Below are 13537 nucleotides of genomic sequence, written 5' to 3'. Positions count from 1 at the left end.
ATGAAACCAGTTATGAGTGAATTATGAATTCATAACTCCATAATTCATAATTACTTTCATAATTCATAACTCATAATTCAAAATTCTCTTAAAATAACTAATAATCATAGCTTGTCTAACGCCTATTTCCAGTTTAAACAATTTCGTATAGATCAGGAAGATTGCGCCATGAAGGTTTGTACCGACGCATGTATACTTGGGGCCTGGTATGCTTCTAAATTATTATTAAGGGATGGTAGTGCTATATCTGATTTTGCAGGTGTAAAAAACATACTTGATATCGGAAGCGGAACAGGTTTATTGATGATGATGCTGGCACAGAACACAAAGGCGGACATACATGGAATAGAAATAGAATCTGGGTGTTTTCAACAGATGGAAAAAAATATCAATCAGAATGATTGGTCTTCCAGGATAACAGGATACCAGGGAGATGCCAGGAACTATTTGTTCCCCATACAATATGATTTCATCATAAGCAATCCACCATTTTACGAAAACGACTTATCGCCGGAAAAAGAAAGCAAACAACTGGCTATGCATAGCAAGGCTTTAAACCTGGAAGAACTTGTTGCGGTGGTTGTGAAAAATCTTATGACCTCTGGTACTGCTGGCATCATGCTACCTTTTCACCGTTCTTCTGCATTTGAGATACTTGCAGCAAAAAAAGGATTGTTTAAGTCAGAAGAATTAAAAGTCAGGCAAACTCCCAAACACAACTGGTTCAGATCAATCACCAGTTATTCATATAGTCTCTCAGCTGATAGTCAGTTAGCTGATGTTAGGGTGACTGAACTTACGATCAAAGATGCCGCTGGAAATTATACGGATGAATTCAGGCATTTGTTAGGTCCATATTATCTTCAATTACCGGATCAGGAAGTACCTTCATAAGCACACAGATGCTCATTGGTGAGTTTGAATGGATCACTGTTGAATTGATTACACTTTCGTCAATCGACTCCTGTATCTACACTTACCACTTCCACCCTACCTACAACTCACTCATAACTTTACCACTCACCACTCATAACTCATAACTCATAACTCCATTTCCCGCTCACCACTCAGGAAACGCCTGCATAATCACTCAGGTATTCATAATGAGGCATAAGATTCCCCTTCTCAATCATGGTAGCACGTGTAATAATTTCTGATCCATTGCCTACAATGTCCTCGAGTACATATTTTATCAGTTGCTCCCCGAAATAACGACTTGCATCTCTTGGAAGTTCATTTGGCAAGTTTCCAACGGCCATGATATCTACTGAATCTTTCAGATATGGCGCTGTTTTTTCTAATGTTTTGCGGTCAACGCCATAAACAGGATCTTCAATAGTTTGGTCCCCGAGATTGATGGGAACTGAACCGTTTGCATCATCAGTGATGTCGGCAATCGTTTTTATGATAAATGCTTCATCGGATATATCAGCTTTATTAAACAACCTGGGCACTGTTTTATCCCAGTAAATTCCATTCAGCAGAATATCGGTTTGTTCTGCATAAGGCAGGAAAACGCAATCAAACTTTTCCGGTTGGAGATGAAATGCTTCCCGGTCATAAGTGCCTGTTATCCTGTCTTTATAAAGATCGCCCCCTTTCAGTTGAGTATAAACCGGGTAAGCAAAACGCCTTTTAAGATACATATCTGGTTCCACTTCATGTATGCCCAGCAGGTTCATGATTTCCAGGATACCATGTGCTACCCTGCCTGACCCTGTTACTGCAATCTTTACATTTGGCAGTCGAAGGCCGAAATAAGTATGAATCAGTTCCCGGAAATTTCTTTGCTTATACACCCGGTCTATATGATACAAACCGGTGCGCTGACCATAAGCCATCATACCATTGTGAGCACCTACTATACCGGCAAAAAAACCAAAACCGATGATGCGCTGACCATCTTCATGTTCAAGGCATTCGTAATCGATCAGCGTTATTTTTTTGTTGATTACTGTTCTGAACAGCTGCTGATTATAGTCTTGTTTCTTTTTGGTGTGAGAAAAAAACATGTAAGTTTTTCCCGGGATAAGCTCGTCGGCAGGCACTTCTTTAATCCCCATCAGGATATCGCAATCATCAACATTATCTTTTACTGTTACTCCTGCCATTTCATACTCCTTATCTGAGAAGCAACGCCCCGCTGAAGACTGGACAATGATCCTTACATCTGCCGAGTTCTTTTGTATCCATTTACACTGGGCGGGGATCAATGCGACCCGGTTATCTGCCGGTATTTTTCCTTCCCTGATAAGTCCGATTGTTATCATAGCATATGAACGGTTTCTACAAAGTTGTGGTTTGGGCACCTGACTGCCAAATCGTATTGAAGCTCAATCTACAATTCATCCGGCATATTAAGCAGTCCACACTATTAGGGATAAACAAACGATAAAACTCAAATTACATTTGCGCTGGCTCTTGTCGTTCTTTTCAATTGATAAAAATGAAACAGTTTCTCATCCTTTTGATATTCCTGGTGCCGGCCATGGCATTTTCACAAATGTTGCTGAAACCAGGCAATCCATGTATTGAATACAAACGGATCTCTGATGAAACGTCGAATATGATCTGGTATCTGATGCAGGATACAACGAAAATCGAAATCGGGAGGATTACAAGCGATATTCAAACAGACAGCCTGAACCTTACGGTGATCACTACGGTAAGGATGCGCCAGGCACCTACCGCATGGATTGATAGTACAATTGCCGATCGTAATTCTTTGAAGCCGGTTTATCATTCTTCCTACAACACTCAACGTGATATGATCATTCGTTTTGACAGTCTTATTACAGGGTATTATGCCGACAAGGAAAAAAGATCAACCATATCAATCAGCGATAGTCCGTCAATGGATTATTTCGACAGCAATCTTTATCCTACATTGATACGTTGGCTACCATTGAAAACAGGTTTTACAAAAGATCTGTCAATCTATGATTTCAATCCCAATGGTAAAACCGGGGTAATGAAGGTGTCTGTGATTGCGGTAAGGCAGTGTGAATATATTTACCAGGATAAGGAGATAAAGAAAGTATACCTGGTTACAGTGAAAGATGAGATTAGCAGTGGCACTACCACATATTTTATAGATATCGAAACAAGAAAGCTTTGGAAGATGGTAATTGCTTCCGGTGAACGTAAGATGGTGATGGAAGCGGTCTAGAAAATTCTTAATTCAAATCAGGTTTCCAGGTCCTGAATTAGTGCCTCATTTAAGTTTTCTTTGTGCTGCCAATGCATTTATTAACCGGCTATCGTTACGCTGATCCGGAACAGGATTTGCCGGATTTATGTTGAGGATATACATCCTGATTTTATTCCGGGAACTATTATCCATTGATATTTCGTCACCGCATGTTGAACTGGAGTAAATTGGTTTGTGAACACAATAATAGATAACTTCCTTATCTACGGTTATTGCCAACGCCTCATTATCTATCAAACTGTTTGTTTTTTTACTCGCTTCGTCGCTGATTAAAAACTCAAATTCTTTTTTATTATAAGACCTGATGGCATCGTTGGTGATAAATGGAGTGTCAGCCAGTTCCGCCCTTGACCTATCTATTTTACAGGGACCGGGACCTCTTGTCGTTTTGAATCGATAGATTTCGACGAGCTTACCGGCATCGGAACCGGATTTACCACAGGAAACAGCAAACACCGATATCAGAAAGAGGAAAGCAACAGAGGTTTTCATCGTATTTTTTCGGGTGACAATCAAGCCGGATTGAACGTTGTATCCCGGATCTAAAAAACACGGTTCGTGTAGTGCCCGCGAATGCATATAATGATAGTTCAACTTGTTGGTTTGCTTTGGCAGCTTGTATCTAAGCCTTATCATAAACAAGCATCACATCAAAATCAAACTTCCCCATTGCACCAATCAGTTCAATGGTAACCTGAATAGGATAGTCCTTTTTGTAAGGCACTTTTTCCCACATATCTGCCGGAATATTTATGGGTTGACTCAATATGATAGTAGGTCTGAAATGATACAGGCTTGGATTTATCAAAATCGGAGGCGCTACGACTTTTAAGGCAGTGCCGCTTACACAGGTAACCTGGATATATAAACCATTTTTAGTAAGTTGACTGCCCCATTCATTAGGATCAGACCATTCAAACAAAGGTGTTAGTAGTATGCTTTTGATTTGTATTGATGAACTTTGATTCGTCAATACAAATTCTTTTCTACTTTCGTCGTTTGTTAACCTGATAATCAAGTCTTTTTTTATTGTAGCTGTACCTTCTATGCTATAATTGGTGGCAGCACCAGCACCATGAATTGCCAGCAATTTATTTTTAACCATATCAGCAAGTATTCTTTTTACCGTTGGCAATGGAATATTTAATTTTTCTGCAATTTCTCCGGATTTAGAACCCGGATGATTTTCAGTGAATGAATATATTTTCTTCTCTCTCAGTGTTAACTTTCCGCTTTTTGTTTGTACTTCAAGCTTTGCCATTAATTGACTTTGTATATTTTTTAGGCAATTTAAAAAAAACATTACCCAGGGGTGAACATCTTCGCCTGGCCTTTGCCGTTGGCACTGCATTAAAATTTTATAGTATTCGGATTTGCGGCTTTCAATTTCATGTTCAAAACTTATATATTGAACCCAGGAATATCCATGTTTGAGTAACAGTAACGTTCCCAATAAACGGCTTACACGGCCATTACCATCCTGAAATGGATGAATGCTCAGGAAATCATAAACAAATACAGCAGCTTTTATCAAGGGCAATGTTTCTGTATCTTTTTTATACCATGCTATCAATTTTGCCATAGCATCTTCAGTGGCAAATCCGGGATCTGTTGTTTTAAAAATTACATATTTTGAACCGCCGGGATTTTCTGCTTCTACAACATTGCTATGCTGTTTATAATTGCCTTTATGCCAGCCATCCTTTTCACTATGCTTCATCAATTTATTATGCAGGTGCTTCAGGTTATTCTCTGTAATATCTATTTCCCCGAAAGACTCTGCTATCAGTTCCAATGTTTCAAAATAACCCGCTACTTCCTGCTGATCCCTTTCCCCCAATTTCGATTTCTCAAGATTATTTATCAGCACTTCCACTTCATCATCAGTCATCTTAGAACCCTCAATTCGGGTTGAGGCTCCAACACTGCCGACAGTGGCGATAGATTTCAACTGTTTCAGCGTTTGCCTCTCTCTTTTCTCTATCGTTGTCCATGAGGCATCAAACCGGTCAATTTGGCTGATTTCTTTGGTTAATTGCATCCAGTTTGGGACAAAATTAAAGTTGTAGATTGAATTTGACATACGAATGATACGTTTCGATACGGTAATATACGATTACAACTCGAATTTCTAAAAGAAATATTGATTCGATTTGATACGATTATATACGATAATTATTGGCAGAAGGTTGTACCGGGACCCACACCCTCCTGCCAGTAAAATCCACCAGCACTAGACCTTATTTTCTGCATTACCCTGGATATTTCAGTATGCTTTATCCCTGTAGCTTTTGCCGCATCATTTATTGTGGGATAAGTAGCGACACGGCCACCGCTCAGTTTATATTGGGTTACTTTTTTGCCGAATGTTTTTTTATTTTCTTTTCGCCGTTTGGCAATTGTATCGAGCATTGGCTTAATATCAATTTCAGTGGCTTTCCCAAAACGCCAGAGAAATCCACCGGCTGAATATTCAATGCCTCTTGCCCGGTTACTGATATGACTATGGCTGATCCCTGTTTTCTCAGCAGCAACAGCAATGCTTGGATAGGTTTTAATTTTCTTACCGCTCATGGTGTATTGTGTCACCTGTTTGTTATTGGCTAACTTTGAATTCACAATACCAAGTTTCCTTGCTTCCAGATCAACTACAAGCGGTTCCCTACGATTCAAATCGAATATACGTTGTTGCTTCTCAGCAAGAGAAGCCTTGATTAAATTAGAAGATGAAATATTTAAACCATTTCCATCTTTGGTAAGTATCACTGCAGATTCATCTTTAAGTTTTATTGGCTTATTAAAACAGTGGTACACCAGCCTCGCTAAAGAGAAATTATATTTTTGTTTGTATAAAGTAATTGTAGTTCGCAGGAAATAATATTGTCCATCATAAACCCGTTTGGAATTTTCATCAGCACAGGCTTAATTATTTTTTCCGGCTTTATGTATACCCTTCCATCACTGTATTCAAGTTCATTTTCAAGTCTTTTTATTCGCCCGAAATTTGAAACCTTAAAATACATTTCAAGACCAGGTATATCTTTCCAGCGCTCCCCCTTTATATTATTCAGTTCAGTATTTTGATATGGATAATTTTTCATTTAAATTTCAAGATAATAAATGTAGTCCAAGCAGACAATAGATCGGCATGAGAGACTATTGGTCCGACACACCCTGGGAAAATGCCATTGAAGGAGCAGAAAGTCGCATGTTTCGCCTTTTTGAGAAAAAAAAGAACTTTGAAACTTTAACTCATAAAATGACTTTACACTGGTTTAAAAATACCATTCATAGTCGCGTTGAAAGGGCATGTTCAAATTCTGAATTCTTTGCTGGACGGGGATGTCGGAAAAATTCGAGCGGAAGGTTCTACCTTTTAATTTTTCTGCTCGAAAAATCACCGCTTAGCTGGAAAAACTTTTTTGAAAGTGCCGTCTAATTTGATCGCTTCTCTTAAGAGTTTTTTTATGGGCTTTTCATCAATCTGCTCGGGGGTTTGGTATATTTTATAAAAGATTTGCTTGTTCGTACCATGAGACAGAAAGCGATCGCGGTCATTTAGTTTATTCCCATACCAGAAACCTAAAAGAACTCCTTTTTTGATACCTCCCCTCGGAACAGTGGAAGGCCAAATAATGCATCTTCCTTTGTTGCCATAAAAAAATGGAACATTGTATGATATTTTCTCCCGGCAATATTCCGGAAGTGTTTCAATAATTATCTGTCGCAGCACATCGACAATTATTTTTTCGTCTTCAGGAAGTATAGTAAACAGATCGACGAGGTTTCTGATTTTCATTGAAGGTTCAAATTGAGTTTTTCAAATTTAGTCGTTTAACTTTATTCAACCAGTAACCTAACAGCAAACAAACATGGGCAGTTTGGAACATCAGGCTCCGTCTGGGCAATTTTTTTACTCGAAGTAGAAAGCGGGAAAAAGCGATCAGAAGCGGACGAATAATTTTTTTGTCAATTATGCTCGGTTGTACTTGCACCGATTTTCAGTCAGTATCAGTCTGCCATTTTTGTCAAAAGTGAATGTGCTGTGAGTAAGGCTTTACGAAGATTTGAAGCCTCAAGAAAAGCCTTTTTTTCAAAGACATTTCTCCCGATAAGTTGGTCTGTCTATTTACTGTCAACAATAGTGGGAGAATGCGGTAGAAACTGGTAAAAGTTGGATATTGACAGAAATAAAAAAAGTCTGTAAATCAATGACTTACAGACTTTTCTTGTGCACCGGGGTATATTTAGTCTATTGATAAGTTCTGTTGCAACAACTTTTTGCCTGTAACTGCAGGCGTTGACGAGTTTAAATATTTAGTTCTATGGTAGAAAACCAAAGATGGCTGGAAAATGTGTAGAGATTCGTTTAGGAGTAATCTGATTCAGAAATAGAAGATATTCAATCATCGAATTAGGCAACCGCCATCTTATTATACTTATTCCTGTATTCGATTGGTGTAAGCCCGGTTATTTTTTTAAACATAGCCCTGAATGCTTTGGTATCGGTATAACCCACAGCAAACATCACTTCATTAATATTTTTCCGGCTGTTTTCAAACTGGCGCTTGGCGGCTTCAATTTTTACCCGGTGTATATATTCCTGTACTGAGTTATTGGTAGCTTGCTTAAACCTGCGTTCAAAACTTCTTCTGCCCACTGCAACCATATCGGCCAATTCATCAACAGTTATTTTTTCCTGTATGTTCTTCTCTATAAATTCCTGTGCTTTTTTAATGGCTGCATCTGGATGATTCTTTTGTCCGTTGAACACGGCAAAAGCATTTTGGCTATCCCTGTCTATATCTATTGCAAAGTATTTAGATGCGAGAATAGCCGTTTCCCTGTTGGTATATTTTTCTAATAAATGTAATAGTAACATCCAGTAAGAATGTGCACCGCCACTCGAATAGATGCGGTGTTCTTCTGTAATAACACTTCCGTCTATCACTTCCACCTGGGGAAATAGTTGCCGGAACTCATTTTGAAAACCCCAGTGAGTTGAACATTTTTTACCGTTCAATAATCCGGTTGATGCTAATAAAAAAGCGCCTACACAAAGTGATGCCACTTCTGCCCCTTTTTTGTATTGCTCATTAATCCAGGGTATCAATACTTTGTTTTTTGATATAGCGGTTTGCATATCGCCAAACAATGCAGGTATTAAAACAAGGTCGGCCTTTTTTATATCTTTCAATTGCTTATCGGTGTGTACCGAGAACATTCCATCATTCAGTTTCACTTCTTTCTTGGCCCCTACTAATTGTACATTAAACAACGGTTTCTTCCCTGATGCAACTAAAAATTGATTGGCAGCAGTGAAAAGATACTGTGGGTCGGCAATGGCCTGCATTACTGACGATTCAGGAACAAGGATGCTTACATTTTTCATATAGCTAAGGTAATAATTATTCCTGTCGCAAAACACCCCTTTATAGTCATATTAGTACAGCAGTTTTTTCATTTTTGCTTGCCATCTTTGTTTTGTCAAATAATTATTAACTATAAAATTTTAAAACATGTCAACTAATAGAGTACAACAACACAGAGTATTAACTACAGCACCAGAATAAGTATTCAGAGCTTTTACTGAACCCGATGCTATGGCTTTCTGGCTGCCGCCCTCTGGTTTTGTTGCCAAAGTTCACAGCATGGATGTGAAGGAAGGTGGAAGTTATAAAATGTCGTTTATCAATTTTATTACCGGAACTGGTCATTCATTTGCTGGCGAATATTTGGAAATAAAACCTAATGAACTTTTGAAATATACCGACAGGTTTGACGACCCTAACCTCCCTGGAGAAATGATAACCACCATACAGTTGAAAGCAGTATCATGCGGAACAGAACTTATTGCCACACGGGAAGGCATACCTGCTGCAATACCAACAGAGATGTGTTATTTGGGTTGGCAGGAATCGTTAGATAAATTAAAAAGATTAGTAGAGCCGAATATACCGGATGCATAATCAAATTATTATAAAATTCAAAAAAATAAATAATATGCGAAAAATTATCATAACAACGAATATTACCCTGGATGGCGTAATGCAAGGCATGGGTAATCCTAATGAAGATAAATCAGGTGCTTTCAAATACGGCGGTTGGGCTGTACCACATTCTGACCAAGTCAGTGATTTGGTGGTGCAAAAAGATATGAAAGAAACAGTAGACTATCTTTTGGGCAGAAAAACGTTTGAAATTTTTACCACTTATTGGCTTGACCATGCAGCGATTTGGCCTGGCATTCATGATGGCACTAAATACATTTTGTCCGGAACCATGAAAAAGTCAGATTGGGAAAACACGGTATTTCTTCAAAATTTAAAAGATATTAATAAACTAAAAAGCACTGAAGGTTCTGATATTCAGGTTTGGGGTAGTGGTGAGCTCATTCACCTTCTACTTGAGAATGGTTTAGTAGATGAACTTCACCTCAGGATTTTTCCTGTGATTCTTGGTGAAGGAAAAAAGTTATTCAATGATGGCATCATTGCAAAAGCTTTTACATTAATAGAAAGTACCGTTACATCGAAAGGAGTCATTATTGCTAATTATAAACTAGCTGGAGAAGTAGAGACCGGTTCATTTGGATATTGACAATTCTACTTGACATACCTGGAACAGCATATTTCAAAAAATTGAACCTCAAAAAAGCATTACAGAATTAAGGGCATTTAGCGATGAGAAGGGAGCAGTTGGCACAGATACTCCGCCCACCTTATGCACCACTGTTTTTAGCGAAACAAATGGTAAAACACTTGTAACGGTTACTGCCAAATATAGAAGTCCTGAAATATTTGAATTTATGGCACATGACCATAAAGAAGGTCTTGCATCATGTTATGAGAAATTAGATAAAACATTAGCCACCATTAAGAAACAGAGAAAATGACAGGTGAAGAAGATTATAGTGGCGGATTCAGAAAGTTCGATCAGTGAACAAAGAAATTTACCTCTTAGTAATTTAACCTTATAAACATAATGAAAAAAGTAACAAGCTTATTGATTCTGTGTCTGATTGGTGCTTCGCTTAAGGCGCAACAAGACCAACAGGAATCCTTAAAGTATCATTCATTAGAAATTAAAAATAAGAAAACCATGAATACACTTACTGACAAAACAGAAGTAATCATGAAGCAATTCAACGATGCTTTTCAAAAAAATGATCCATCCTTATTAAAAGATATTATTTCTCCATCGTGCATAATGGAAAGCATACAAGGTCCAGATGGCGCCCGATATGAAGGATATGATGCATGTTTTGATTTTTGGAAAACGTTAGCCAGCGATTCAAAAACTCACTTTGACATCGAAGAGGTATTTACTTTTGGAGATAGAGCTACGATTCGTTGGCGTTATTCCTGGGGCAGTGGTAAAGATAACGCTGTACGAGGCGTTACTCTTATGAGAGTTCTAGACGGAAAAATTATTGAAGCGCTGGGTTATGCTAAAACAGTAACAACTACGGGCTTGGATAATTAGAAACTAAAGTGGAATCGAAGCAATTAGTCATTAACTCAAATGTTTGATTTTACTGTTTTCTATAGCAGTAAAATAAAACAAAATAGCTAAGCCAGATTTGTCTTTCAAAAAAAGAGAAAATACCAATTAACCATTATAAATTTCATTTACAATGGCAAAGCAAAAAATAACCCCCTGTTTGTGGATTGAAAAAGATGCTAAAAAAGCAGCGCAATACTATCTATCCATTTTTGAAAACGGCAAACTAAAATCATACAAAGCCTATAAAAATTCAGGCACTCCCAGTGGCGATTTTGATATGGCAACTATGAATTTATTGGGAATGGATTTTCAGATACTGGCTGCCGGACCGCTGTTCAAATTCAACGAAGCTGTGTCGTTTGTTGTTACTTGTAAAGACCAGGCAGAGGTGGATTACTATTGGAAGGCCCTCATCGCTAAAGGCGGCAGCGAAGGCCCCTGCGGCTGGCTGAAAGATAAGTACGGACTTTCCTGGCAGATAGTGCCGGAGCAGTATTTCAAACTAGAATCGCACAAAAACAAGGCGAAGCAGGAATACGCATTCAAGGCATTAATGAAAATGAAAAAAATAATCATTTCCAATTTGGAAGAAGAATAATTGAAGGTTTAAAACACGATAATGAAAAGCATTCATTCCTATCTCACATTCAATGGCAACTGTCGGCAAGCAATGGCCTTTTATCAAAAATGCCTCGGTGGAAAATTGACTTTTCAAACTATTGGCGAATCTCCAATGTCTGAAAAGATGCCTAAGAAAATGAAAGATTGCATTTTACATGCTACACTTTCAAATGGAACTCTTTTATTAATGGCTTCGGATATAGTTTCTGAAAATGGATTGAATAAGGGTAATGCAGTTTCACTCACATTAAACTGCGGGAGTGAAAAAGAAATAAGAAGCTGCTATAAAAAACTTTCAACAGGCGGGCTGGCAACTCATCCATTGGAAGATACTTTTTGGGGTGCATTGTTTGGCGGGCTTACAGATAAATTCGGAAATCACTGGTTACTTAATTTCAACAAAAAAGTTTTAACTAGTAAAAAAGAAAAATCATGAAAACAACAATTAAACAAATTGCCGAAGATTTTTCGAAGCATAACTTTCAAAAATTGTTTTCACCAAAACACTTCACGAAGCAACTTGGAATAACAGCATTTACCAGATGATAAACACCTTGAGAAAATTAGGAGTAGAACGACAGGCAATTGAACAGCCGTTGGATTTAGCAGTACCCGAAAATAAATTGATGCTTGCATTTTATCTGGCCGCACCAGAAGTAGAAAATGACCGCAGGGCATTGAATGTTTTGCTGGGTACTCTATGAAAAGGCAGATAATAAAGCCAAAAGAGAAATCATTGGTTCGATATATCCCGAAAAACTCGTTTTTGACGGATTCCATTATCGAACCGCCAGGCTGAATGAAGCCGTCGAGCTAATATACAGTCTGGGTAAGGGTTGTAGTGAAAATAAAAATGGACAAACCGAGTCAAATTTCGATTTGTCCACTTTTTTGGTGCCCAGAACAGGAATCGAACCTGCACTACCTTTCGATAACAAGATTTTGAGTCTAGCGCGTCTACCAATTCCGCCATCTGGGCTCAAATTGCATCAACCTCTTGATGCTCTGAAAGGGATGCAATATTACAACTTCGCAATCTTTCAACCAAACGCGAAATCAAATAATTATAGTACTGGCAGCTTTAATGACTGGCAGCTTTAGCGGCAACAACTTTTTTTGGGAAATATCCAACGCCTGATAAACTTCAATATTCTAACTGCCATAATGCTGAGTATTTAATCCTATGATCCGGCCTACCGATTACCTCAGTCACGCTTTTCTCAATTACGCTGGTCACTTTCACGCTGGTCCCAATTATGTAGCCTATTTCACTCCATACTCAATCACAGTACTCTCAGTGGCAAAGATAACTGGTGTTTCCCTCAGCCCGAAATCCGGGAAATGGAAATATCCGTTAAAGCTGTTATTGAATTATTAAACCGCTAAACTTTGCTGATTTAATCCGCCGCTACACCTGATGCTAATTTGGTCAGACATTAAACCTGTTACTGAATTATCACTTCCGGAGGATAAAAAACAAACCTGAATAATAATCGTCTTTTTGATCTTCGATCTTAAAGAGTTTCAGGACGGCAAAATATGGCAGGATCAGGGCGAACAAAAGATAACGAAATGCCTTATTTTTTACTGCATAAACCTTCCGGCGCAGTATGTCCCAGATCACGGTGAACCCATTTCCCAGCCGCTGGGACTGGATCTTAGAGAAATTGGCAAACTCCGAAATAAAGGTACTTTCTGTTAACCTTATCCTGTCCTTAATATCCCGGTATATAAAAGGCGTACTGATAAATGCCGTTCCGCCGGGCTTTAATAAACGATGGATTTCCTTGATTGCCCTGGTATAGTGATCAAGATAAAGAAACACTTCTATACAAATAATGCTGTCAAAAGAATTGTCATCGAAGGGAAGCCCCTCCTGGATATCCCCATAAAGTACCCCCAGTTCTTCATTCGCACTAAGATCCACAGCGGTAACAGAAGCGTTAAACAAATGATTATATCGGGGCCGCATTGCTCCCACGTCAAGCATTTTCCCTGTAATGAGATGCTTATTTGCGCTGAGAGCCTTCTCAACCAGGCAACGGTGATAGGTTTTAAACCTGTAATCTTTCAGGGACATAAAATGTTGATTGTATCATAATTTATGCTAATATCAGATGAATTACAAAAGAATTTTTTAGAATTTACGGTTAAACCGTTCGTGGAGTTTTAGATAATCTGCCAAAAAATTATTGTAAC

The 13537-nt window shown here is 38.3% G+C and carries 16 protein-coding genes, 1 tRNA gene and 1 pseudogene; 9 read left to right on the top strand and 9 right to left on the bottom strand.

The genetic code is table 11. The annotated features are described in order from the left end of the window. Positions 1–111: 111 nt before the first annotated feature. The gene (locus VK664_RS09010; protein ID WP_461398312.1) at positions 112–894 is read left to right on the top strand and encodes a tRNA1(Val) (adenine(37)-N6)-methyltransferase; all 783 of its coding nucleotides are present in this window, start codon (positions 112–114) and stop codon (positions 892–894) included. Between the two features lie 173 nt (positions 895–1067). Here VK664_RS09010 and VK664_RS09005 read toward each other — a convergent pair whose 3' ends face one another. Continuing rightward, positions 1068–2270, bottom strand: a complete 1203-nt coding sequence (locus VK664_RS09005) for an NAD(P)-dependent oxidoreductase (protein ID WP_461398311.1) — start codon at positions 2268–2270, stop codon at positions 1068–1070. A 176-nt stretch (positions 2271–2446) separates the two neighbouring features. Here VK664_RS09005 and VK664_RS09000 point away from each other — a divergent pair, with 176 nt between their 5' ends. After that, the gene (locus VK664_RS09000) at positions 2447–3169 is read left to right on the top strand and encodes a DUF3108 domain-containing protein (protein ID WP_461398310.1); all 723 of its coding nucleotides are present in this window, start codon (positions 2447–2449) and stop codon (positions 3167–3169) included. A 45-nt stretch (positions 3170–3214) separates the two neighbouring features. Here VK664_RS09000 and VK664_RS08995 read toward each other — a convergent pair whose 3' ends face one another. From VK664_RS08995 to VK664_RS08970, 6 genes are all read right to left on the bottom strand, one after another. Beyond that, positions 3215–3703, bottom strand: a complete 489-nt coding sequence (locus VK664_RS08995; protein WP_461398309.1) for a hypothetical protein — start codon at positions 3701–3703, stop codon at positions 3215–3217. Positions 3704–3833: 130 nt separating this feature from the next. Then, positions 3834–5294: a Fic family protein gene (locus VK664_RS08990; RefSeq protein ID WP_461398308.1), complete on the bottom strand. Its 1461-nt coding sequence runs from the start codon at positions 5292–5294 to the stop codon at positions 3834–3836. 92 nt (positions 5295–5386) lie between these two features. Further along, complete coding sequence (locus VK664_RS08985; RefSeq protein WP_461398307.1) at positions 5387–6025, bottom strand: NUMOD1 domain-containing DNA-binding protein; 639 nt, start codon at positions 6023–6025, stop codon at positions 5387–5389. An 8-nt stretch (positions 6026–6033) separates the two neighbouring features. Then, a complete protein-coding gene (locus VK664_RS08980) occupies positions 6034–6312 on the bottom strand; it encodes an NUMOD4 domain-containing protein (RefSeq protein WP_461398306.1) in 279 nt (92 codons plus the stop codon). A gap of 296 nt (positions 6313–6608) precedes the next feature. Then, complete coding sequence (locus tag VK664_RS08975; protein ID WP_461398305.1) at positions 6609–7010, bottom strand: DUF1801 domain-containing protein; 402 nt, start codon at positions 7008–7010, stop codon at positions 6609–6611. Positions 7011–7625: 615 nt separating this feature from the next. After that, positions 7626–8603 (bottom strand): GlxA family transcriptional regulator, encoded by a 978-nt coding sequence (locus VK664_RS08970; protein ID WP_461398304.1) that lies wholly within the window; start codon positions 8601–8603, stop codon positions 7626–7628. A 193-nt stretch (positions 8604–8796) separates the two neighbouring features. Between VK664_RS08970 and VK664_RS08965 the strand changes: the two are divergent. From VK664_RS08965 to VK664_RS08935, 7 genes and pseudogenes are all read left to right on the top strand, one after another. Then, positions 8797–9180: pseudogene (locus VK664_RS08965) on the top strand (SRPBCC family protein); the annotation flags it as partial. A gap of 34 nt (positions 9181–9214) precedes the next feature. Continuing rightward, a complete protein-coding gene (locus tag VK664_RS08960; RefSeq protein WP_461398303.1) occupies positions 9215–9811 on the top strand; it encodes a dihydrofolate reductase family protein in 597 nt (198 codons plus the stop codon). A 28-nt stretch (positions 9812–9839) separates the two neighbouring features. Beyond that, entirely contained in the window at positions 9840–10106 is a 267-nt protein-coding gene (locus VK664_RS08955; protein ID WP_461398329.1) for an SRPBCC domain-containing protein, read from the top strand. A gap of 89 nt (positions 10107–10195) precedes the next feature. Continuing rightward, a complete protein-coding gene (locus tag VK664_RS08950) occupies positions 10196–10696 on the top strand; it encodes a nuclear transport factor 2 family protein (RefSeq protein ID WP_461398302.1) in 501 nt (166 codons plus the stop codon). A gap of 151 nt (positions 10697–10847) precedes the next feature. Beyond that, positions 10848–11315 (top strand): VOC family protein, encoded by a 468-nt coding sequence (locus VK664_RS08945; protein WP_461398301.1) that lies wholly within the window; start codon positions 10848–10850, stop codon positions 11313–11315. A 21-nt stretch (positions 11316–11336) separates the two neighbouring features. Then, the gene (locus VK664_RS08940) at positions 11337–11774 is read left to right on the top strand and encodes a VOC family protein (protein ID WP_461398300.1); all 438 of its coding nucleotides are present in this window, start codon (positions 11337–11339) and stop codon (positions 11772–11774) included. Positions 11775–11892: 118 nt separating this feature from the next. Beyond that, positions 11893–12042, top strand: coding sequence for a hypothetical protein (locus tag VK664_RS08935; RefSeq protein ID WP_461398299.1), 150 nt, complete (start codon positions 11893–11895; stop codon positions 12040–12042). 188 nt (positions 12043–12230) lie between these two features. Here VK664_RS08935 and VK664_RS08930 read toward each other — a convergent pair. Together VK664_RS08930 and VK664_RS08925 are read right to left on the bottom strand one after the other, a co-directional pair. After that, positions 12231–12317, bottom strand: a tRNA-Leu gene (locus VK664_RS08930). Between the two features lie 477 nt (positions 12318–12794). Next, positions 12795–13418, bottom strand: a complete 624-nt coding sequence (locus VK664_RS08925) for a class I SAM-dependent methyltransferase (protein ID WP_461398298.1) — start codon at positions 13416–13418, stop codon at positions 12795–12797. Between the last annotated feature and the right edge of the window lie 119 nt (positions 13419–13537).

The sequence above is a fragment of the Flavitalea sp. genome (genome assembly GCF_035489435.1).
In the GTDB taxonomy this organism is placed as follows: Bacteria; Bacteroidota; Bacteroidia; order Chitinophagales; family Chitinophagaceae; genus DATHKG01.
This window is presented reverse-complemented; position numbering and strand designations above follow the sequence as displayed.